Annotated in this window: 16 protein-coding genes; 2 read left to right on the forward strand and 14 right to left on the reverse strand. The window is 65.5% G+C overall.

From position 1 onward, the window contains the following. Positions 1 to 2: 2 nt before the first annotated feature. The 7 genes from NYR55_RS01070 to NYR55_RS01100 form a co-directional block, all read right to left on the reverse strand. Positions 3 to 350, reverse strand: a complete 348-nt coding sequence (locus NYR55_RS01070) for a hypothetical protein (RefSeq protein WP_260019410.1) — start codon at positions 348 to 350, stop codon at positions 3 to 5. 15 nt (positions 351 to 365) lie between these two features. After that, on the reverse strand, positions 366 to 1,844 hold the full coding sequence (locus NYR55_RS01075) for a L,D-transpeptidase family protein (protein ID WP_260021508.1): 1,479 nt from the start codon (positions 1,842 to 1,844) through the stop codon (positions 366 to 368). Between the two features lie 164 nt (positions 1,845 to 2,008). Continuing rightward, positions 2,009 to 3,829 carry a hypothetical protein gene (locus tag NYR55_RS01080; RefSeq protein ID WP_260019411.1) on the reverse strand — a complete coding sequence of 607 codons (1,821 nt, stop codon included), beginning with the start codon at positions 3,827 to 3,829 and terminating at the stop codon, positions 2,009 to 2,011. Positions 3,830 to 4,008: 179 nt separating this feature from the next. Further along, positions 4,009 to 4,701, reverse strand: coding sequence for a 50S ribosomal protein L1 (gene rplA / locus NYR55_RS01085; RefSeq protein WP_260019412.1), 693 nt, complete (start codon positions 4,699 to 4,701; stop codon positions 4,009 to 4,011). A gap of 4 nt (positions 4,702 to 4,705) precedes the next feature. Beyond that, positions 4,706 to 5,137, reverse strand: a complete 432-nt coding sequence (gene rplK / locus NYR55_RS01090) for a 50S ribosomal protein L11 (RefSeq protein WP_260019413.1) — start codon at positions 5,135 to 5,137, stop codon at positions 4,706 to 4,708. A gap of 176 nt (positions 5,138 to 5,313) precedes the next feature. Next, the gene (locus NYR55_RS01095; RefSeq protein WP_260019414.1) at positions 5,314 to 6,909 is read right to left on the reverse strand and encodes an alkaline phosphatase D family protein; all 1,596 of its coding nucleotides are present in this window, start codon (positions 6,907 to 6,909) and stop codon (positions 5,314 to 5,316) included. 109 nt (positions 6,910 to 7,018) lie between these two features. After that, positions 7,019 to 8,332, reverse strand: a complete 1,314-nt coding sequence (locus NYR55_RS01100) for a BNR repeat-containing protein (RefSeq protein WP_260019415.1) — start codon at positions 8,330 to 8,332, stop codon at positions 7,019 to 7,021. A gap of 493 nt (positions 8,333 to 8,825) precedes the next feature. Here NYR55_RS01100 and NYR55_RS01105 point away from each other — a divergent pair, with 493 nt between their 5' ends. Further along, complete coding sequence (locus NYR55_RS01105) at positions 8,826 to 11,090, forward strand: DUF305 domain-containing protein (RefSeq protein ID WP_260019416.1); 2,265 nt, start codon at positions 8,826 to 8,828, stop codon at positions 11,088 to 11,090. A 39-nt stretch (positions 11,091 to 11,129) separates the two neighbouring features. Here the strand turns inward: NYR55_RS01105 and NYR55_RS01110 are convergent, their stop codons facing one another. The 7 genes from NYR55_RS01110 to NYR55_RS01140 form a co-directional block, all read right to left on the reverse strand. Next, a complete protein-coding gene (locus tag NYR55_RS01110) occupies positions 11,130 to 11,669 on the reverse strand; it encodes a response regulator transcription factor (protein WP_260019417.1) in 540 nt (179 codons plus the stop codon). Continuing rightward, positions 11,666 to 12,973, reverse strand: a complete 1,308-nt coding sequence (locus NYR55_RS01115) for an ATP-binding protein (protein ID WP_260021509.1) — start codon at positions 12,971 to 12,973, stop codon at positions 11,666 to 11,668. Before NYR55_RS01115 ends, NYR55_RS01110 begins: the two co-directional genes overlap by 4 nt. A 75-nt stretch (positions 12,974 to 13,048) precedes the next feature. Continuing rightward, entirely contained in the window at positions 13,049 to 14,761 is a 1,713-nt protein-coding gene (nagE, locus tag NYR55_RS01120) for an N-acetylglucosamine-specific PTS transporter subunit IIBC (protein ID WP_260019418.1), read from the reverse strand. After that, positions 14,758 to 17,259, reverse strand: coding sequence for a phosphoenolpyruvate--protein phosphotransferase (gene ptsP, locus NYR55_RS01125; protein WP_260019419.1), 2,502 nt, complete (start codon positions 17,257 to 17,259; stop codon positions 14,758 to 14,760). The genes nagE and ptsP overlap by 4 nt, the downstream gene beginning before the upstream one ends. Positions 17,260 to 17,333: 74 nt before the next feature. Then, positions 17,334 to 18,467, reverse strand: a complete 1,134-nt coding sequence (gene nagA / locus NYR55_RS01130) for an N-acetylglucosamine-6-phosphate deacetylase (RefSeq protein WP_260019420.1) — start codon at positions 18,465 to 18,467, stop codon at positions 17,334 to 17,336. Next, positions 18,464 to 19,471: an SIS domain-containing protein gene (locus NYR55_RS01135; RefSeq protein WP_260019421.1), complete on the reverse strand. Its 1,008-nt coding sequence runs from the start codon at positions 19,469 to 19,471 to the stop codon at positions 18,464 to 18,466. Before NYR55_RS01135 ends, nagA begins: the two co-directional genes overlap by 4 nt. A gap of 78 nt (positions 19,472 to 19,549) precedes the next feature. Continuing rightward, entirely contained in the window at positions 19,550 to 20,287 is a 738-nt protein-coding gene (locus NYR55_RS01140; protein ID WP_260019422.1) for a GntR family transcriptional regulator, read from the reverse strand. 507 nt (positions 20,288 to 20,794) lie between these two features. On the opposite strand from NYR55_RS01140, the gene NYR55_RS01145 reads away from it, so the two are divergent. Beyond that, positions 20,795 to 23,464, forward strand: a complete 2,670-nt coding sequence (locus NYR55_RS01145; RefSeq protein ID WP_260019423.1) for a TonB-dependent receptor — start codon at positions 20,795 to 20,797, stop codon at positions 23,462 to 23,464. Positions 23,465 to 23,603 lie beyond the last annotated feature (139 nt).

Below are 23,603 nucleotides of genomic sequence, written 5' to 3' on the forward strand. Positions count from 1 at the left end.
CGTTACTGATCCTTGGGCTCGGCATCGTCGACGACCGGCGGTTCTCCCTCGCCCGGGGGCGGCGCGGTCCGGTCGATCCGGCTGGTCATCCCCGTCGCCTCGGCATCTTCCTGAACCTGCTGGGAATCGCGGAAATCCGATTCCGGCGCAACCGGCGGCGGCGCTGGCTCGGCGGTCGGTGCCGGGGCGGGTTCCTCGACCGGCGGCGGCGCAGGCTCGTTGATCAATTCCATGTCATAATCGTTGGCCGGTTCCGGCGGCGGAGGCTCATCCCCGCCGGAGCAGCCGGCGATCAGCGCCATCGGTGCGACCAGCGCAAGCACCCGGCTGCGCATCATCATTGCCTTCATGTCCCTCATCCCCGCTCAACGCGCTGCAAACTGGGCCTTGTCGGCCCGTGTCTCGATCTTTTCCGCCAGCTGCTTGTCCCAGCCATAGGGATCGCCGCGAAAGCTGACGCTGCCATCGCTGGACGCAAAAGCGGTCCAGTACAGCAGATAGACCGCCACCGGCTCGGGCAGGGCGGCGCGCACCGTCTTGCCGCTGGCCAGCGTTTCGTCGATCTTTTCCTGCGTCCATTCCGGGCTGGTGGCCAGCAACAGGTCGGCCAGCTCGCGCGGTTTGGCCAACCGGACGCAGCCATGGCTGGCCAGCCGGTCAAACCGGGTGAAGGTCGACTGGCTGGGCGTATCGTGCAGGTACACCGCATATTGATTGTCGAAATCGAACTTGAACCGGCCAAGCGCGCTTTGCGGGCCCGCGGCCTGTTGCAGCCGCTTGCCGCCGCCTTCCGTCTCGATCACCCTGAACCCGTTGCGCCGCAGATAGCCGGGGCTGGACCGTTCCTTGGGCCATAATTCGCCGTTCGCGATGCTGGACGGCACGTTCCATGGCGGATTGAGCACGATCGAATGAATGGTCGATGACAGCATCGGCGTCGCCGTGGTCGGCGCGCCCGTGACGACCTTCATGGACGCGACGGGGCTGTCCCCTTCGAACACGGTCAGCTGAGCCGTCGCCACATTCACCTGAATGCGCTTTGGCGGCAACTGCGCGGGCAGCCAGCGCCACCGCTCCATATTCGCCATGATCTGGCGGATCCGGTCACGCACGGGAACGTTCAGCGCCGCCAGCGTCTGCGTCGACACCAGCCCGCTCTGGTTCAGGCCATAGCGTTTCTGCGCCCGCTTGACCGCGGCCTGCAGCTCGGCATCGAACTTGTTGCCCTCCAGCTTGACCAGCATGTCCTCTGCCGCCAGCCGCTTGCGCAGCGCGACGACGCGCGGGCCGGTGGCACCGATCCCCAAGTCCGGCCCCGCCGCCAGCGTGGCCCAGCCGCCCAGCGCTTCGATCTGCCGGTATTTTTCCAATCCCTCGCGCAGGGATTCATACCCCGTCCATGGCGGCGGCAGCGTTGCGATCCACGCGCTCAGGCGATTGTCGGCAACGGCCTTCTTGAACGCGGGAAAGGGGTCATAGGCCGGGGGCCGCATCCCCCAGTCGCCGGCAAAATCCTCCTCCGCCAACCGGCCGTTATTCACCGCACGCGCGTAATCCAGCGCGGCACGCACCAGCCCGTCATTGTCCGTCGGCAGCGGCATTTCGCTGTCGATACGGCGAAGGCCCTGTGCCGACGATGCCTGACGCAGCAGCTGTCCCAGCTGCTTTTTCTGGGCATCGGACAGGACGGGCAGCGGCTCGTTGATCTGACCGGGCAATGGCTGCACGACGGGCGCGGGCACTGGTGTGGTGCGGACAACGGGTGGGGGCGTTACCTGCGCCATGGCGGGCGCGGCAATGCCGGTCGCGGCAATGCAGAATATCAGTCGTTCAATCGAGGTCATGCCAATACGCTTCACCAGCTACCACCCTTCCAAGCCGCAGTTATAACGGCGCAATGCCTGCCGCTAAAGAGGCAGACGCCGTGTATCCGCAATTAACGCACAGGCAAGGGTAGTGCTCCGGGAATAATCCGGATGACGCGTTTATATCTGGAGGGTGCAGCGGGTCAGCGGGCGCCCGTCGTCCCGCCGATCCGGTCGATCAACGCCTTCGCCTTTGGCTGTTCGGGCGTGACATAGGCGCCGTTCGCCACGGGTTGCAGCATCAGCCGCGCGGCATCGCCCTGACCCCGGTTGGCCAGCGCCTCGCCCAGCATCAGCTTGATCTCCGGCGATTGCGGCACGCGGCTGTTCGCCTTGACCAGGCCAAGCAGCGCGATTTCCGGGGCTTCTACACCCAGTTCGGCATAGCTGCGATAATAGCCCAGCAGCGGCAGGGTATCTTCGGTCGATGCCTTGTTGGCGCGAACGATGGTGCGGCGCGCTTCTTCGGCCAGCTGTTCGCGCTGCTCCGCGGGGGCAATGCTTGCCTGGCCGTTCAGGGCCATGCCCTTCCACCCCAGCGCGTGAGCGTTGTTGGGCGCAATGGCCAGCGCGCGGTCTGCGGCCGCGGTGCAGCCGGGGGCGGATGCGTCAATCCGGCATTCCCCCTCTGCCAGCAACAGCTGTGCGACCAGCTGTTTGGGATATCGCTCGGCGGTTGCGCGCGCATCCTTCAGCCAGGCATTGCGCCGGGCCATGGCCTTTTCCCGCGCTCGGTTCATGTCGGCTGCGGTTTCCGGGTCCAGGCCGGGGGCGGGCGGCGGGGGCAGGGTGATGTCCGCGCCCATTTTGAGGCGACCCAGAATGGATGCGGCCTCATCCTGGGTCAGCCGCCATGCCTTTGCCGGCTGAAACTGTCCGGCGGGAACGGATACCTTTTCATAAGGGACCTTGGATCCCCTGTATTCGGCCAGTGCCTTGCGCAGCGCGTCTTCATCGCCCAGCGCGCGTGCCGCCTCGGCATGATCCTGTCCGCGCTGATAGGCGGCCAGGTAATTGAGTAGCGGTGCCTTCCACTGTTCGTTGAAAAACAGCATGTGCGACAGCGCCCAGGCCCGGTACGGCGACCAGCGCGTCTTTCGGTCGGTCAGATAGCTTCCGTCCAGCACCTTGCCGAGCGGATAGGGGCCAAGCTCCTCGATCACCTCCCGATAATTTGGCGGGCGCTGGCCATAAACCAGCGCGCCATCGGCGGCGACGTGAAAGTCGGCGAAAATCTCGCCGAACCCGTCCAGATACCATCGCGGATAGGCGACCGGGAAATAGGTCATCAGGAAGTGGCGGGCATAGGCGGCATAGACGCGCCCTTCGACCGTCATCGCGCTCGATACCTCGCCGACACTGGTCTGCGTCGCTGCGCCGCCTTGATCGGCGAACCGGTTACCGACCTGTGCCTGCTGGCCGGGGGCCGTCGGCTCCGATGCCGCCAGGCCGCCCAGCGATTGAAGCTGCACGCCGGGCCGGACCATCACGACCTGATTGGCACCGGTCGTGGCCAGCACCGCGCCATCATCGCGCGGGTCATAGTATAGGGCAGACGGGAATGCCCGGGCATAGGGCCCCTGCTGCCAACGGTGACTGACCAGATCAAGGTTTTTGAAATCCGCCTCGTCCCCGTACAGCGTGATGGCCAGCGGGACGGGTTCCTGATCGGTGTCGAACCGGTTGAACGTCAGCGAGAGCAGGAAATGCAGGCGCTCCAGGTTTTCGGCCAGACCCTTCAACTTGGCCTCCTCGACCCTTGAAAAGATCGCGAAATGCCGGCTGCGGGCGACCCGCCAGTCGCTCATCTGAACCTCGGCACGGCGCTTGGCCTGCCCGCTGACGCCCTCGACCACAATGTCATCGGGATGCGGGACGGTATCGGGTATCCCGGCCTGGGCATAGGCAACGCTGGGAAGCGCAAGCGCGGAAAGGCCAAGCAGCAGGCGAAGGGACAGGCGCATCACGGGCTCTCCACGCTTTATCGTTGTTAGCGATATCGTATCACTGCATTTGCGCCCGGCAAATAGCCATGGCCTATCCGGTCAATAGCTGCGGCACGGATCCGGGCCAGCGCGGCAGCGTGCAACAAAAAAGGCCGGGCGTTGACCCGGCCTTTCCTGAATTGGTGATCGCTGAACGATCAGGCGGTGGCGACTTCGGCCACGTCCACCTTCACGCCCGGGCCCATCGACGACGACAGGGCGATCTTGCGGACATACTTGCCCTTCGCGCCCGACGGCTTCGACTTGACCAGCGCATCGACCAGCGCGTCGAAATTGGCGCGCAGGTCTTCCGCGGGGAAGCTCGCCTTGCCGATGCCGCTGTGGATGATGCCGGCCTTTTCGACGCGATATTCGACCTGACCCGACTTGGCGTCGGTCACGGCCTTGGTCACGTCCATGGTCACGGTGCCCAGCTTGGGGTTCGGCATCAGGCCCTTGGGGCCGAGCACCTTGCCCAGGCGACCGACGATGCCCATCATGTCGGGCGTCGCGATGCAGCGGTCGAACTCGATCGTGCCGCCCTGAACCAGCTCCATCAGGTCTTCGGCACCGACCACGTCGGCACCGGCGGCCTTGGCTTCCTCGGCCTTCGCGCCGCGGGCGAACACGCCGACGCGGACGGTCTTGCCGGTGCCCTTGGGCAGGTTCACGACGCCGCGGACCATCTGGTCGGCGTGGCGCGGATCGACGCCCAGGTTGATGGCGACTTCGATGGTTTCGTCGAACTTGGCGGTCGCGTTGGACTTCACCAGCGCAATCGCTTCGTCAACGCCATGCAGCTTTTCAGCGTCGATCGACAGAGCCTTCTGCTTCTTGCTCAGCTTTGCCATCGGATCAGCCCTCCACCACTTCGACGCCCATCGCGCGGGCACTGCCTTCGATGATGCGGGTTGCCGCATCGATGTCGTTGGCGTTCAGATCCTTCATCTTCACCTGGGCAATCTCGCTCAGCTGGCTGCGCTTGATCGTGCCGGCGCGGACCTTGCCGGGTTCCTTGGAACCGGACTTCAGGTTCAGCGCCTTCTTGATGAGGAAGGTCGCGGGCGGGGTCTTGGTTTCGAAGCTGAACGACCGGTCGGCATAGACGGTGATGATCGTCGGGATCGGCATGCCCTTTTCCAGGTCGCCGGTCGCCGCGTTGAACGCCTTGCAGAATTCCATGATGTTCACGCCGCGCTGACCCAGGGCAGGGCCGATCGGCGGCGACGGGTTGGCGGCACCGGCCGCCACCTGCAGCTTGATATAGCCAGTAATCTTCTTGGCCATTCTCTCTCACTCTGTTGCGGGGCACGCCGCGAACGGACGCGCCCGGTTCAAGTTTAGCGGTATTCGCGGCCCCGGTTGCCCGGATGCCTCCCGCACGGATTTCCAGCGGGGTTGCCCCTGCGGAAAGGGGCGCGCCTAGCGCAAATGCCCCTGGCGCGCAAGGGGATTGGCCGAAATTAGGCGATGGACAGCCGCGGATTGCCGCGTTCCACGGTGATGCTGGTCCGCACGCGCGCCGCACCGCCGGCCACGCTCACCTTGTCCAGCACCATGTAATCGGTGCGCCAGGTGTCGGGCGTCACGTCGCAAAGCAGGAACCCGCGCTGATCGTTGTGGAACTTGAGCTGCGGGTCGGCGGCCTGGATCGCGCTGGTTTCCGCGCGCTGATCCTGCCCGTCGCCGCCGCTGGTGATCGAGGTGGCGACGAATTCGACCGCCACCGGATCGTTCGCCGGCCGCTTTCCGTCGACCTGAACCTCTCCGGCATAATTCTGATGCTCGTCGCCGGTCAGGATCACCGTGTTCCGTCGGCCAAGCGCCTTGATGCCCGAAAGCAGCCGTTCGCGCGGCACGCGATATCCGGCCCAGGTGTCGAGGTTATAGACGGTGTCCGCCCCCGGATTGCGATCCAGGTCCATCACCATCACCTGCTGCGCCAGCACCTGCCACCGCGCATCCGACCCGCGCATATTGGCCATCAGCCAGTCGTGCTGCCGCCGACCCAGCACCTCTGCATCCCGCAGGTTCACCTGATCGCAGGGCGTGTTCCACCGGTCGTTGCACGGCTGATCGCTGCGGAACTGGCGGGTGTCGAGCAGGTTGAGGTCAAGCAGATTGCCATAGGCGGCGCGGCGGAAAATCTGCATCTGCACGCCCACCGGCAGCGACGCGGCACGCAGCGGCATATGTTCGTAATAGGCCTGAGCCGCGGCCTGACGACGCAGGGCAAAGATGCGCGGGTCGGTGCCGTCCTGATCGACGTCGGCGACCCAGTTATTGTCGATTTCGTGGTCGTCCCAGGTGACGAACCAAGGGGCGGCGGCGTGCGCCGTCTGAAGATCCGGGTCCATCTTGTACTGGGCATAGCGGCGGCGATAATCATCGAGGGAATAGATTTCCTGGCCCATATGCTGACGGACATTTTCGTAGATGCCGTCCGGCCCGTTGCGCAGGCGATTGCCGCGCCCTTCGTAGATATAGTCGCCATAGCAGAACACGAAATCGGGGCTGGTTTCGACCATGCGGCGATGGGCGGTGAAATACCCTGCCTCGTAACTCTGGCAACCGACCACGGCGAAACGCGCGCGGGCCAGCGGCGCGCCTGCCGCCGGGGTGGTCCGCGCCATGCCCGTGCCGCTGCGCTCCCGCCCGGCCGCGAAGCGGTACCAATAGGGACGGTCTGGCTTCAACCCGGTCAGTTCGACATGCACCGAATGGCCAATTTCGGGCCGGGCAACGGCCGTGCCCTTTTGCGCGACGGTGGCAAAGCCGCGATCTTCGGCCACTTCCCACGTCACCTCGACCGGTGCGCCGGGCATGCCATGGCCGATTTCCATCGGTTCCGGTGCAAGCCGGGTCCAGATGACGAACCCGTCCGCCGCAGGATCGCCGGATGCAACGCCAAGCTGGAACGGGTTGGTGGCGAACACCGCCTGCGCCAGGGCAGGCCGCGTTGCGGGCAGGAACCCGGCGGCGATGGCCGCCCCGCCAAACCCGCGCAGGATATGGCGGCGGGACAGGTCCAGGCGATGGCTGCGGATACGATCGGACATGGTACAGGCTCCGAAAAGCGGGAATCGGTCGCAGACGGCTAGCCCGGCTGTGCGACGGATTAAAGACGGTTGCGGCACTCCGGGGCGAAGGGGCGTGGTTCGACCGGGATCAGGGCAGGATCAGGCGCAGCGTGGTCGGTTCCGGAATGTCGGGGCTGGCCATGTCGCGGCGGGGCGGCCGGGTCGGCCAGGCAATGGCCGCCCCATCGCCCTCGACCGTGTGCAGGATCATTCCCGGCGGTGTCTGGATCATCGGCGCCAACCGGTCGGCCAGCGCAGAGGCGGGCCGCTCGGCGATGCGGGTCAGCATGGCCTCGTCGACGATCAGGTCGAGCGGTTTGTCGTCGCGGCGGACGCGGATGCGCAGCTGGTCGGGATCGCCTGGCACCGCGCCCTCCACGAACAGGCGGCTGTCCAGCGATCCGCCGCCGCCGAAATCCCATCGAAAACCCCGCCAGTCGCTGGCCTGGGCGATCCGCCACCGGCTACCCTCGAACCGGGCAAGGAAGATCTGCGTCGAGCCATCGGCGATGAATTTGTGATAGGTGATGATCGGCCGGCCCAGTCGGTCGAATCCGATGACCGTGTTGTTGTTGATCATGCCGCCGCGTTCGGGAACCGGATCGACGATTTCGGCCCTATTCAGCGTGATCGGCAGCGCCAGCGGCGATCCGTCGGCGCGGGTCCAGTGGATCAAATCGCGGCTGACGGCATAGGACAGATCGTGATTGGTTGCTGCATCGGGCGTCTCCCGCCAGACCCAGGCGAGGTGGAACCGCCCGTCCGGGCCAGGCGTCGGGCCGACGAAATACGCGTTACGCCGCCCCTCGCCGTCGGCCAGCGGGCTTGTCAGCAGCGCGGTCCAGCGCCCCGTCACCGCATCGTAGCGGTTGTAGAGTTCATTGCCGTTGCCGCTGCCCCCGTCCCGATATTTGAAGACCAGGCCGCCCAGCGCATCGGTCAGGAACACCGGATAGGTCATGCGCCGTTCGCGCGCCGCGTCGACCATCGTCGCCCTGCGGACCAGGGTGCGCGGGTCGCCCGGCCGGTCGGACCGGTAATAGACGAGGGGGTCGTTGTGCAGATTGGCGACGATATGGATATGGCCCGCCGCGTCGATGGCGGCCGCGATGAAATTGTGACTGTCCCATCCGGTCCAGCTGTCCAGCCGGTGATAGACCCAGCTTGCCCCGTCGGTTCGTGACCGGGTCGCCACGCTGAGTTGCCGGTTGGCATCGTAATAGGCGACCAGGATCTGCCGCTGCGTCGTCACCAGGGCAAACCGGCTATAATGCCCCGACCAGACCCGGTCGATCGCCTCCAGCCGGGGTGACGCAGCGGGGGTCTCTGTCGGGATCTGCGCCGAATTGGCCGGGACAACCATGGTCGCGGTCAGGATTGCGATCAGGAACGACATTGCCATCCGGGCGGCGATTACTGCCCGGCGGCCGGTCCACCGGGCACTGGAAACGATCCTTCGCTTATGACCGGATATGCGCTGCATGAACCGCTGTCTGACCCAATCGGCCCAGGACCGCAATCGGGCGACGCGTGGATGCGGGAACAGGCCCGGCGGACGGCCGCGTCCGGCGCACAGGCTGGACCTGCTGCCGGCTGCTCCGGGCGGCTATCAATGCAGGATTTTCGGTGCTTCAATCCCCCGCATGGCCCCTTGCCTCTGCCTGGCCGCCCCATGCGCCCCGGTTCGTTGCCACAATCTATCCACTGGTCGCAGTTTAAGCGGGACGTGCCGTCACCTTCGCCACGTTCCGATCGCCACCGCGCCCCTTTTCGGCTCGCAAAGGGCGCGGACGAACAGGGGCGCGTTCCGCCGTTCCGTCCGTGGCACGATTTCCTCTTTTCACCGGCGACCGCATGGCTACGCTGCGGGCCAGATCATCGCATGGGAGTAACACATGAAGAGCATTGCCACGCTGCTGCGCACCGGCAGCCTGACGGTCCTTGCCCTGACAGGGACCGGGGCAGCGATGGCGCAGGATGCGCGGATCGTTCAACCCGGCGCGCCCGGCAAGCCGACCCGTGCGCTGTCCGCCAGTGAAGCAACGAAGATCGCGGCCACTACCTTTTCCCCCGCGGACGTCGCGTTCATGCAGGGCATGATCCCGCATCACCAGCAGGCGGGTGAGATGGCCGCACTGGTCGAGGGGCGGACCAACAATCCCGATGTGCGCAAGGCCGCCGACCGCATCCGCGCATCGCAGGCGGACGAGATCAGCTTCATGCGCGACTGGCTGAAGGCGCGGGGCGTCGACGCGGCAGCAGGCGGCGGGATGGATCACAGCGCGCACGCCGGACACAACATGGCCGGCCACACCATGGGCAACCACAACATGGCCGGGCATGGGGCCATGAAGGGGATGGCCACGCCGGAACAGATGAAGGCGCTGGCCGCGGCAAAGGGGACGGAGTTCGACCGCCAGTTCCTGACGCTGATGATCGCGCATCATGAAGGCGCGGTGGCGATGGTCCGTGAGCTGCTGGACCAGCCCGGCTCTGCCTATGATCCGGCGCTGTTCGAATTCGTCAACGATGTGCGCGGCGAACAGCAGAGCGAGATCAACCGGATGGGCGGGATGCTGGCCAAGCTGTCCGACGATCCGCGCGCGACGCTGAGCGCCGGGCTGACCGATGCCGGGGTGGCGGCAAAGAACATCCGGCTGGTGGCATCGCTGCCCAAGCCTGCGGGATTTTTCGATCCCGCCAATCCGGCGGCGCTTGCCCCGCCCGTGCCGTCGGCCAAGCCGAAGGACGCCAAGCCGGGCGAGGGCGAGGAGGGACAGGAGAGCACGCAGTTCGGATCGCGGTCCTCGCTGCTCAGCTTCTGGAACACCGATATCGCCTTTTCCGGCGACCTGATGGTGACCGGCAATTATCACGGGTTCAACGTCTATCGCCTGGCCAAGGACGGCAAGCCGGCGCTGCTCAGTTCGGTGGTGTGTCCGGGCGGACAGGGGGACATTTCGATCGTCGGCAAACTGCTGGTCATGTCGGTCGAACAGACCCGCGGCCGGGTGGATTGCGGGCTGCAGGGGGTGGAGGGCGATGCAAGCCCGGAACGGTTCCGGGGCCTTCGCATCTTTGACATCGCGAACCCCGCCCAGCCGGTTCAGGTGGGTCAGGTGCAAACCTGTCGCGGCAGTCACACCCATTCCATCGTATCGGCCGATGACAAGCGGATCATCGTCTATAACAGCGGCACGGCATCTGTCCGGGACGAGCGCGAACTGGCGGGATGCATCGGTGATGTGCCGGGGGACAACCGCACCGCATTGTTCAGCATCGACGTCGTCGAAATCCCGGTCGCCAATCCGGCGGCGGCGCGGATCGTCGATCGGCCGCGCGTCTTTGCCGATGAGGGCACAGGCCAGATTGCGGGACTGTGGCGCGGCGGCGACCATGGCGACGGGACACAGGATACCAGCCGCACCGACCAGTGCCATGACATCACCGTGTTCCCGTCGCGCAAGATCGCGGCCGGCGCCTGTTCGGGCAACGGCATCCTCCTCGACATCTCCGATCCGATGAAGCCGAAGCGGATCGACGCGGTGACCGATCCGGGCTTTGCCTATTGGCATTCCGCGACGTTCAACAATGACGGGACAAAAGTGATCTTTACCGATGAATGGGGCGGGGGCGCACGGCCGCGCTGCCGCACCTATGATCCCGTCAATTACGGTGCCGACGCGATCTACGACATCATCGACAACAAGCTGGTCCGGCGGGGCACGTTCAAGCTGCCCGCTCCGCAGGGCGAGAAGGAGAATTGCGTCGCCCATAACGGATCGATCGTGCCGGTGCCGGGCCGCGATATCTTTGTCCAGGCATGGTATCAGGGCGGGATTTCGGTGATCGATTTCACCGACAGCACCGCGCCAAAGGAAATCGCCTATTTCGACCGGGGTGCGATCGACAAGCAGCAGCTGGTGCTGGGCGGATTCTGGTCCGCCTACTGGTATAACGGCCATATCTATGGGACCGAGATCACGCGCGGTCTGGACGTGCTGGAGCTGCAGCCGAGCGAGGCGCTGACCGCGGCGGAAATCGCTGCGGCCAAGGCGGCGCAATATCCGGGCGGGGTGTTCAACCCGCAGACGCAGCAGCCGGTGACCTGGCCCAGCGCGGTGGTAAAGGCTGCGACGGCATCGCGCGGGGCGCGCTGATCCCGCAGGCTGACCGGCCGGTCCGTCGGGGTCGGCCGGTCAGCGCAGCTGCCGCTTTTCCAGTTTCCGGGCAAGCGTCCGGCGGTGCATCCCCAGCCGCCGGGCCGCCTCTGAAATATTGAAGTCGGTTTCCACCAGCGTCTGGTGGATATGTTCCCATTCCACCGTCTTGATCGACGATTGCCGGCCATCGACCGGTGCGTCGGCATCCCCCGATGTTCGGGCAAAGGCGGCCTCGATATCGTCGGTGTTGGAGGGTTTGGCGAGGTAATGATCGGCCCCCAGCTTGATCGCCTCTACCGCCGTGGCGATGCTGGCAAAGCCGGTCAGGACAACGATCCGCGCATCGGGCAGGGCGGTGCGCAGTGTCTGGACACAAGCAAGGCCGGATGCGCCGCCCGCCAGCTTCAGGTCGACCACCGCATGGCTGGGCCGCTCCCCGTCATCCAGCAGCGCCGCCAGCGCATCATGCCCATCGGCTGACAGCACGCGATAGCCGCGCCGCTCGAACGACCGGCGCAGCGTGCGGGCAAAATCGGGATCGTCCTCGACAATCAACAGGGTCCGTTCGGCGCTCATCCGCCCGCGCTCCGGTCTGGCGGGGCAAGCGCGGCCAGCGGCAGGCGCACCGTCACCTGTGCGCCCCCGCCGGGCGGATTGTCGCCCATCGCCTCTCCGCCCAGCTTGCGCACCACATTGACCAGCAGGAACAGGCCAAGCCCCGCGCCGGGGCGTTCCTTGGTCGAACGATATGGTCGCCCGAACCCTTGGATCATGTCAGCGGGTAAGCCCGGGCCACGATCCCGGACGGTCAGGACCAGGGTGTCGCCATCGCGGTCTGCCCGGACGCCGACCCAATGCGGCGATACCTCCGCTGCATTGTCGATGACCGTGCCGATCACCTGACGCAGCGCCGGATCGGCCAGAATCGCCATGTCCGGCCCGAAGCGATTGTCGAAATCGAGCTGTTCAAGGCCGCGCGTCCCCTGCCAGTCGGCGATGATCCCGGCCAAAAAGGCATGGACGGTGGTTCGCTCAACCGCCTCTCCCCGGGCTTCTCCGGCCGACATCAGGATCCCGCTGACGATCGCCTTGCACCGCTGAACCGCCGATTCCATGTCATCCAGATCGTCCCGGATCTCGTGTTCCTCATTCAGTCGGGGCATCGACTTAAGGTCGCCGAGCAGAACCGAAAGCGTAGCCAGCGGCGTGCCGAGTTCATGCGCCGCGCCCGAAGCGAGCAGGCCCATGCGGACGATATGATCCTCCTCTGCCGCGCGCTGGCGGATCGCGGCCAGCGCGGCATCCCGCTGGCGCAGATTGCGGGCGATGCGGGTCACGAACGCGGTCAGCAGGACGGCGATGAGCACGAAGCAGACGAAACTGCCCGCCAGATACAGGGCCAGCGGATCGCTGGCATAGGGCGCAGGCAGAGCCAGCGGCACCGCATCGATGGTGAGCAGACCAAGCGCGATCAGGGTAGCGGCCACCAGCGCCCATGAGGATGCCGGACGAAGGATCATCGCGCCGATCACCACCTGAAGCAGGAACAGCGAGGCGAACGGGTTGGCAAGGCCGCCAGTGAATTGAAGTTGCCAGGTCAGCGCCGCGACATCGAAGAGAAGCACGCCGAACAGTTCGAGCTGCGACACCGTCTGTCGCCGGCGCAGAACGGCCATCGTCACCAGGTTGATGGCGACCAGCCAGCCAAGCGCGGCGATCAGCGGGACGAGCGGCAGGGGAACGCCCATGCCCCGATGTACCGCGATGATCGTCGCAAGCTGTCCCCCGACGGCCAGCCAGCGCAACTGCACCAGCAGCACCATGTTGCGCCGCCCAGCATCCGCCGCTGGCGGGACCCCGATATCCGGCCCGTCATCCATCAAGGTCGCAAGCGTGTTCACCACCCCATAGTGGGGATCGCCGCGCATTCTGGAAATAGCGGAATTGCCGATCGATCAGTCGATCAGCGCCGACCGCGCGCCAAGCAGGTGCCAGACGCCGCCACCGGCGCTGAACGAACCGCGCACGCCCTCGACCCGGTCAAAAGCGGGCTGTGCGGCCGGATCGGCCAGGACGAGGCGCAAGCGCCCGGCAACCATCTGGGCATCGCGGATCGCATCGGAGCCGCCAGCCGCGGCGACGATGCCGGGCCGGGGCGCGATGGCTGGAGCCGGTTCAATGGGTGCTGTTCTGACGGGCTGGGTCGCGGCTGGCGCTGGCCCAGCCTCCAGCCGGGCATTGATTTCGACGGCGATCAGATCGGCGACCGGACCCATCACGACCTGAAGCGCAGTGTCCGACGGGCGGACCAGGCCCAGGGCGCCAAGCTGTCGCAGCGCCGCTTCGTCCACTGCGCCGCCATCGACCAGCACGATGCGCAGCCGGGTGGTGCAGGCACCGATGCGGGTGATGTTCCCCGCACCGCCAAGGGCAAGGATGAAGCCATCGGCTCGGTCGGCCGCGGCTGCCGATGGGGCAGCGCCCGTCGCTCCGGCCGCAGCCTTGTCCCGTCCCGGCGTCGGCAGGTTGAACCGCCGGATCGCAATGTCGAACACCAGGAAATAGACAACGAAGAACGCAGCGCCGACCGGCAACAGCATCAGCGGCCGGGTGGCCGCGCCGTAGTTCAGGACATAATCGAACAGACCCGCCGAAAAGCCGAAGCCCATTCGGACGTTCAAGAGGTCCATGACCACCATCGCAACGCCGGTCAGCAACGCGTGGACGACATAGAGCAGCGGCGCGACGAACATGAACGTGAATTCGATCGGTTCGGTCACGCCGGTCAGGAACGAGGTTGCGGCAAGGCTGGCAAGCAGGCCGCCGACTTCCCGGCGACGCTCGGGCAGGGCGTTGCGGTACATGGCCAGACACGCGGCGGGCAGGCCGAACATCATGATCGGAAAGAACCCCGCCATGAACGCCCCCGCCGTCGGATCCCCGGCAAAGAAGCGCCGCAGGTCGCCAGTGGTGCCCGAAAAGTCGCCGAGCATGAACCAGGCGACGTTGTTGAGGATGTGATGCAGGCCGGTGACGAGCAGCAGCCGGTTGAACACGCCGAACAGGAACAGGCCGACCGGCCCGGCGGTGGTCATGGCATTGCCCGCAACATCAAGGCCGTGGTCCAGCCCGACATAGCCAAGCCCGGTAACACCGCCCATGGCAAGACCGGCCAGCCCGGAAATGATCGGCACGAAGCGGCGCCCGCCGAAAAAGGACAGATAGGCGGGCAGGCTGAACCCCGAATAGCGGTTGTACAGGAAGCCGGCGATGACGCCGGACAGGATGCCCAGGGGAACGTCGAGCCGCCCGATCGCCTTTGCCCGATAGGCATCGCTGACCGTTGCGACCAGCGCCTCCGGTACGCCGGCGATCACATCGGGGGGGATCGTGAGCAGGACGCGCCCGCCATGCACCGCCACCAGATAGGCCGTGACCCCGGCCAGCGCCGCCGCGCCATTGCCGTCGCGGGCAAGGCCGGTGGCGACACCGATGGCGAACAAGAGCCCCAGGCTGGAGAACAGGGCATTACCCCCCGCCGCCAGCAACGGCACGTCGAGCAGATCGGGTTGCCCCAGCCGCAACAGCAAACCCGCCACCGGCAGGACGGCGATGGGCAGCATCAGCGCCCGGCCGATCGGCTGCAATGCCCCGACGATCTGTTTCATTCGCCCAGTTCCTTGTGAAATGCAGTGGCCAGCGCGCGCACTTCGGCCGGGGAGGCGGCGGCAAGCGCGGCTTCGGCAAGCGTGCGGCATCCGCTAAGGCTTAGCCGGCGAACCAGTGCCTTGACCTCCGGCACCAGGCGCGGCGAACAGGACAATTCATCGACGCCAAGACCGATCAGGATGGGCACCGCCATCGGATCGCCACCCAGACCGCCGCACAGGCCCACAAAGCGGCCGTGATTCGCCGCACCGCGCACGGTAGCGGCAATGAGGGCAAGCACGGCAGGGTGCAGACCGTCGATCTTGCCAGCAATGGCCGGATTGCCGCGATCCATGGCCAGCGCGTACTGCGTGAGGTCGTTGGTACCGATCGAGAAGAAATCGGCCGCCGTGCCAAGCTGTGCCGCCGTCATCGCCGCCGCCGGTGTTTCAACCATGATGCCGACGGGGATCGCCCGGCCGACGCCCTGTTCCCGCCGCTGTACGTCAACCAGTTCCCGGACGGCGATCAGCTCATCCAGATGCGCGACCATCGGCACCATGATGCGCAGATCATGGTCCGCCGCCGCCGCGACGATGCCCGCGACCTGTTCGGTCAAAAGGTCGGGATGCGCCAAGCCCACGCGGATGCCGCGCAGGCCCAGGGCGGGATTCTCCTCGGCCGGCAGGTCGACATAGCTGGCGGGCTTGTCTCCGCCGATATCGAGCAGGCGGATGATGACCGCGCGGCCGGGCATTGCCGCCGCGATGGCGCGGTACAGGGCGGCCTGTTCGTGACGGTCGGGCGGCGATGCCCGGTCGAGGAACAAAAATTCGGTGCGCAGCAATCCGCATCCCTCGGCCCCGGCATCCGTCGCCGCGTGGGCATCGTCCACCGATCCCAGATTGGCGAAAACCTCGACATGGCGGCCATCGCGCGTGATGGCGGGTGCGCTTCCCTGCCGAGCGGCGGCAGCGCGAAGGGTAGCGCGCCGATCGGCGTCGGCCGACGCCTCTGCCCAGCGGGCATCGTTCGGGCGATACTCGATCGTGCCATTTCCTGCATCCAGGATCAGGCGATCGCCATCCCCGATCGCATCGAGGCCATCCCCGACGGCGACCAGCGCGGGAAGGCCGCGATTGGCCGCGATGACGGCGATATGCGCGGTCGGGCCGCTGCCGCGCACGGCAAGGCCGACAACGGCATCATCCAGCGCAGCGACTTGAGACGGCAGGAGATCATCCGCAATCAGGATGGTATTGGGTGGGAAGGCATGGCTTTCCGGCTCCGTCCCCATCAGCAGCGCAATCATCTGACGCTCAAGGTCCAGATAATCGTCGGCGCGTTCGGCCATGCGGCGGTCGCCCATGGCCCGCAGCCGCGCCGCCATCGCCCGGCACGCGGTGCGCCAGCCAAGTTCGGCGGACCCGCCGTCAACGAGCACCGGATCTGCCGCCGCCATCAGAGCGGGGTCGCCCAGCATTTCCCGGTGCGCGGCGGCAACGGGATTGCTGGCCGTCGCTGCGAGCAGCCGATCGCCCAGCGCGGCAAGGCCGGTTGCCAGGCGCTGCCGCTCGATCGCCTCGCCTGCACCCGCTTCATGGATCATGGCGTCGCGGACGCGCAGCCATTGCGCGGTGCCGACGCAAAGGCCGGGGGCGGCAGGCACGCCGGGGATCACGCCTTCGCCGGGTGCGCCTTGCGGGACAGGGGCAGGCTCGGCCACTGGCGGATGGGCAGGGCCGTCAGCGGCGCTTTCGCCCATGCCGCCCGCGATGAGATCGGTCAGCGCGCGGATCGCAGCATCGGCGTCCGGCCCGGAGGCGCGCACGCGAACGGGATCGCCCATGCGGACGCCCAGGCCCATCAGTTCGATGACGCTGCGGCAACTGGCGCGCAGATCGTCCTTTTCCAACCAGCATTCGGACAGAAAGGCGCGTGCAGCCTCTCCGATGCGCGCCGAAGGGCGGGCGTGAAGACCATGGACCATCGGCAGGGGAAATGGATCGGAGACGAGTTCGCCGCCATCATCCGCTGCGATCCGCAGCGGTTCCGCCTTTGCCTTCAGGAACAGGACCGCCTCGCCCATGCCCAGCATCCGTCCGGTTTCGGTGCGGACCACCGCGAAACGATCGGCATTGGTCACGATCATCGGCGTGACGGCCGATGCGGCGCCAAGGGCGATGCGATCAAGGTCGAAGCGGATCAGCGGCTGACCGCGCTCCACCATTTCGCCGGGCGCAACCAGCGGGGTAAAGGGCGTGCCGCCGAGCGCAACCGTCTCGATCCCGATATGGATGAGCAGTTCGACGCCGCCCTCGCCGCGCATGGTCAGGGCATGGCGGCTGTCATGGATGGTCAGCACTTCGCCGTCGCAGGGCGCGTGCAGGCAATCGCCGACCGGATCCAGCGCGACCCCGTCACCCATCATCCGCTGGGCAAACACAGCGTCCGGCACGTCATCCAGGGGCGTGGCCCATCCGGAAAAGGGTGCCGTCAGGATGATGGTATCGCTCATGGTCATTCCTGCACGGAGGCAATCACAAGGGTCTGTCCGGCGCGCCGGGTGACGGCACCGGACCGGGAACGGGTTCAGTTGACCTGACGGCCACCGATCCAGGTGCCGCGGACCTTCAGGTCCGGGCCAAGCCATACCAGATCGGCCCGCTTGCCCACGGCGATGGCACCATAGCGGTCGTCAATGCCGAGGAACGCGGCGGGATTGGCGCTCGCCATGGCGGCGGCAACACCCAGCGGCACGCCGATATCGACGGTGTTGGCCACGGCCTTCGCCATGTCGAGATCGCATCCGGCCAGCGTGCCGTCGGCACTGAAGCAGGCACCGTTTTCGACGCGGATCACCTCGCCATTCAACATGAAGCTGTGGCAGCCATTGCCGACGCTGGGCATTGCATCGGTCACCAGCATCATGCGGTCGGCCGGCCGGGTTTTCAGCGCCATGCGGATCGCGGCGGGATGGACATGGATCTTGTCGACGATCAGCCCGCAATAGACCGTTTCGTCCTCCAGCGCCGCACCGACCATGCCGGGTGCGCGGTGCAGCAGGGGCGACATGGCGTTGAACAGATGCGTGACGCCGCGCGCCCCCGCCTCGAACGCCTGACGCGCCTGTTCGTAGGTCGCATCGCTGTGGCCGAGCGACACGATGACACCGGCATCGACCAGCGCCCGGATGGCGTCCAGATCATTCTGTTCCGGGGCCACCGTCACCATCACCTTGCCGCGCGAAGGACGGGTGAGAAGGCGAATCGCACGGTCGTCGAGCGCGCGGAAATGTTGTTTGTCGTGGATGCCCCGGCGCACGGGATTGAGGAACGGCCCCTCCACATGCACGCCGATACAGCCGTCGACGCCCGCATCAATGGCGGCATCGGTGGCATCGAGCGCGGCCTCGATCACGTCGAGCGTATCGCTGATCAGGGTCGGCAGGAACGCGGTGGTGCCGAAGCGGCGATGCGCCTCTCCGATCCTGGCAATCGTGGCGACGTCCGGCGTGTCGTTGAACAGGACGCCGCCGCCGCCATTCACCTGAGTGTCGATGAACCCCGGCACCAGAAAGCCGCCGTCCAGGTCGATGGCGTCGGGTGCGGGCGAATCCGGCGTGATGGCACCGATGGTCCCGTCAGGATCGACCGACAGCGCCAGGCCAGTCAGATCACGGCCCGCCGCCAGGACCGTGCCGTTGCGAAAGGAAAGGCCGGTCATCGCGTTTCCGTGACCTTGCGCAGGAACGGAGGTTGATCGGGATTGAAGCCGCGCCGCCGGGACAGCGCCTCTGCCGCGGCATAGAAGCTCTGCACCATCAGCAGGGGTTCGATGGCCGGATGCGCGCGCAATGTCGGAAGCTGACCCGACAGGCCGGCGCGTCCGTCGGCAAGGATCATCCGGGCATCGCGCGCGTCGAACTCGCTCGCCACCTGGCGCACATCGTCGCCGTCGCTGGCCGACCCGGCAAAGGCAATGACGGGAAAGCCATGACCCACAATCGCCATCGGGCCGTGGCGGACCTCCGCACTGCTGAACGCTTCGGCGTGAAGGCCGCAGGTTTCCTTGAGCTTCAGCGCCGCTTCCTGCGCGATGCCCAGGCCATAGCCCCGGCTGAGCACGAACAGGTTGTTCGCATCGGCCAGCAGGTCGACCATTGCAGACCAGTCCAGATCATGGGCACCCCGCAGCAGCACGGGCAGATGCTTCACCCCGTCCTTGAGCGCCGCATCGTCGCGCCATTCGGACACGATGAAAGCGAGCATCGCCAGCGACAGGATGAAGGACTTGGTTGCGGCAACCGATTTTTCCGGGCCGGCATTGAGCGGGATCAGCCAGTCGGCGATCTCGGCCAGCGGCGACTGTTCGTCATTGACCAGCGCCACCACCGTTGCCCCGGCCGCGGCATAGCGCCGCACGGTTGCCAGCAGGTCGGGACTGCGCCCGGATTGGGAAATCGCGATCAGCAGCATCCCCTCGGCCGCCATGTCCGCACCATAGACGGAGGACACCGAAGGCGCGGCAGAGGAAACGGGGGTGCCGATCAGGGTTTCGATCAGATATTTGGCATAGGTTGCGGCATGATCCGACGATCCGCGCGCGCAGGTGATGACCATGCGCGGCGGGGACTGGCGCAGATGACGGCTGAGCCGCGACACCGCGCCGGCGTTGATCTTCAGCGCCTGAGCCAGCCGGTCGGCAGCCTCGCCCGCTTCGGTGGACATCAATGTGGGGGAGGGCGACGATGCGGCTCCCATTTGCTCAACTTCGACCATTTTCCCCCAGTTCGACTGTTCCGGATGCTAGACGACGCTCAGTTCGGCGACCACGTCATAGGCATCCCCACGATAATAGGACTGCGTGAATTCGATGGTTTCGCCGTCGGCCGAATAGCCGCGACGTTCGATGAACAGACCGGCATGGCCGGTTTCGACCCCCAGTCGCTTGGCCTGTTCAGCCGGAAAGTGAATGGCCCGCAGCCGCTGCAGCGCGCGCACGGGACGGCAACCGGCGGCATCCAGTGCAGCATAGAGCGAATCGCTGACCGCATCTGCGCCTGGCAGGCAATGGCCGGCGATGGTCGCATATTCCATCGCCATCGGGACATTGTCGGCATAACGCACGCGCTGGAACCGATAGACCTTGGTGCCCGGCGACAGGCCCAGCGACAGCGCCTCTTCAGGGGTTACCAATCCCTCCGCGCGCAGCACGACGTCGCTGCTGGGCGAACGGCCACGCGAGATCATGTCCTCGGAAAAGGAGGACAGCTTCGAAAAGCTTTTCTCGACGCGCGCCGCAACAAAGGTGCCTGCACCGCGGCGGCGGACCAGCAACCCTTCCTCGACCAGACCCTCGATCGCCTTGCGCACCGTGATGCGGGAGACGCCGAACTCCTCGGCCAGGTCGCGTTCCGGCGGGATCGCATCGTCCTGGCTCAGCAATTTTGACTCGATGGCGCCGCGAACGATCTGCTGCAGTTGCAGGTACAGCGGCGAATGGCTGGCTGGGTCGAAGCGACCCACCCGATCGGAAAACCTCATCAAACGACCTCGCGCACGGGGGGAGGTGAGAGAGTAAAGAGGCGATGTTTCCTGCACAACCTGTCGATAGGTTATATACTGGTATGGTTCAAGCGCGATTTTTGCTGCTGATGGACGGATCGGTCGGATTCTCATCGGTGCTGGCTGCTCGCCAATGACCCTTTTGGTCAGTCAGTGCCGACCGCTATCCACGCAAACCTAACGATTCGGCTGCCCTGCAATGCCCTCCCTGCTTGGTGTGAGCTATTGGAAATGAGCTTACCCAAGGCCTTGTTGCACGGCTTCAGCGACACGCAACCGTATCATTTTTCACAAAAATGTTACATTGCTGCGCCGCAGCGAACGATTTTGATGGATTTGGCGAAATAAATTGGTCACTGTTAGGTAGGCTTTTGACGGGACCAATATAACTCCAACAAGAGCCCGATAGTGATGAGTAGGGGGGTCGTCCGCTCTGGCCGGCCAGTGAAAAGATGGGGAGCATCCATGCTTGTTCGTAATTTTCTAATGGCTTCGACCGCGATCGTGTCGATGGGCGGCATTGCGCACGCCCAGGATGCGCAGGCAGTCGATCCCGGTCAGGATGACATTGTCGTCACCGGCATCCGCAAGTCCATCGCCGATTCGATCGAGCGCAAGCGCGAAGCCAATTCCATCGTCGATGTGATCAGCGCCGAAGATGTGGGCCGCTTCCCGGATTCGAACGTCGCCGATTCGCTGGCCCGCCTGCCGGGTGTTACCGTCGACCGCCAGTTCGGTGAAGGCGAGCAGCTGTCGATCGCCGGCGTCGAACCTGCGCTGAACCGCCTGACCATCAACGGTCACTCCGTCGCGTCAGCCGACTGGGGCGGCAACCCGTCCGACCGGTCGAGCCGCTCGTTCAACTATTCGCTGCTGTCGCCCACGATCATCAGCCAGGCCGTTGTCTACAAGACGCCTGAGGCCCGGCTTCAGGAAGGCGCGATCGGCGCCAGCGTCGATGTGGTAACGCGCAAGCCGCTCGACCTTGATTCCGGCACGATCGCAGTCACCGCTGGCGGCGAATATAACGATCGCGCCGATCGCGGCAGCTTTCGTGGCTCTGCGCTCTATAGCTGGAAGAATGCGGATGACACGATCGGCATCCTGGCGTCCGTCAACTATGACAAGGAACAGCTGAGCCGCGCGGGTGTCGCCGTCTACTGGTATCGTACCGGCCAGGCGCTGCTGGACAACGCGCCCGCCACGGCGACCTTCAACGGCAAGACCGCAGCCAATCTGACCGCAGCCGAGCGCACCGAACTGTCAAACTCGCGCTTTGCATCGTTCCTGGCGCGCGAATTCTTCAAGCAGGAGCGCGAGCGCGTCGGCTTCAACGGGTCGATCCAGGTGCGCCCGAGCGACACGCTGACCCTGACCGCAAACGCCCTGATCATCCGCGGCAATTACGACAACGTCTCCAACTCGATGTACACCTATGGCTTCGAAGGATCGCGGCTGGTCAGCGCGCAGTTCGGCGATGGTCTGGTCACGAGCGCGACGTTCACCGGCATTCCCGCGGGACAGACCGGCGCAACCGGTCAGCTCGATACGCTGTATCGCCGCACCCGCGTCAAGAACGACACCTATTCGCTGCTGTTCGACTGGCAGCCGGCCGAAGGCTGGGCGGTGACCGGCAATGCGGGCTACACCAAGGCGAGCGGCGGCAAGGACCCCGAATATCTGCTCGATTTCCGCACGCAGATGGGTTTCACCTCGGGCGCCAATGGCCGCAACACGACGGTCGACTGGACTTCGCCCGCGACCGATCCGACCAAGTGGTTGAGCAATTTCACTGCCGTGGGAGGCGAAAACATCACCGCCACCGACGGCCGCACCTTCTTTGGCCGACAGATCGGCGGCATTCCGCGCCAGTCTGGCTTTACCGAGGACAAGGAAGCGTTCGGCGAATTCAACGTGAAGCGGGACGTGTCGTTCGGCCCGTTCAACGAGCTGTTGTTCGGTGCGCGCTATGTTGCCCATGAAAACAGCAACACGTCGTTCAGCAACGCGGTGTTCACCAACCAGAACTTCACGCTGGCCGACCTGGATTTCAACGTTCTGCCGAGCGGCCTGTACAATGGCCTCGGCACGTCCGGGAACGGCGCGCCCTATGTCGGCATGGACAAGGACGGCATCATCGATGCGCTGGAGCGGTTCGGCAATTTCACGGACGATCGCGGCTTCGTGCGCAACGAATACTGGCTGGTGAAGGAAAACATCGCCGCCGGCTATGTGCAGGCCAATTTCAGCTCCGGCAAGTTCCGCGGGAACGTGGGCGGACGACTGGTCAACACGGACACGGAATCGAACTTCTATGTCCAGTCGAACGGCACCTTTGCCCTCACTCAGGTCAACAATTCCGAAACGCGGTTCCTGCCTTCGGCCAACATCATCTATGATGCGGGCGAGGACGTCACGCTGCGTGCATCGGCGGCAAAGGTGATTGCCCGTGCGCGCTATTCGGACCTTGCCGGTTCGCTGTCGCTTGATGATGCCACCCGCAGCGGCGGTGGCGGCAACCCGGACCTGAAGCCCTATGCGGCGACCAATTTCGGCCTGTCCGCCGAATGGTATTTTGCACCGGGCAGCTTCCTGGCGGCCGAAGTCTTCTATCGCGACATCTCGAACTATGTCGGCAACCAGGTCGAGGACGGGGTTGAGTTTACCAACCCGATCACCGGCCAGACGCTTGAATATTCGATCTCGCGGCCGATCAACGGTGGCAAGGCTCAGGTGACCGGCTTCTCGCTGTCGGGCAACACCGACCTGTTCGCCGGGTTCGGCATCCAGGGCGCCTATACCTTTGCCGATGCGGAAACGCCGAGCTTCAACACCGGCCTGCCGTTCCTGTCGCGGCACACGCTGCAGATCTCGCCCTATTATGAGAGTGGGCCGTTCCAGGCGCGTCTGAGCTATAACCGCCGGTCGAAGTATTTCTATCGCTTCGGTCGTCAGCAGTCGCAGGATTACACCGACAGCTATCAGCAGGTGGACGCCCAGATCAGCTATGCGCTGAGCGAAAACTTCCAGGTCGTGGCAACCGCCGCCAACCTGCTGGACGAAACCTATTACCAGTACAGCTCGACGCCGAACGCACCGACGTCGATCTACAAGAATGGCCGGGTCTTCTCGCTCAGCGCGCAGTTCCGGATGTAAGGCGTAGCATCGTACCCTCCCCTCGGCCGGGAACAGCATCCCTGTTCCCGGCCTCTTTTCAGGGAGCGGGGACGGTCGGTTGCGGTTCAGCCGCAGCCATGTTTCAGTCGCCCGGGGCACCGCCCAGCCGTTCCGGGCA

The organism is Sphingomonas sp. BGYR3, assembly GCF_025153455.1.
GTDB lineage: Bacteria > Pseudomonadota > Alphaproteobacteria > Sphingomonadales > Sphingomonadaceae > Sphingomonas.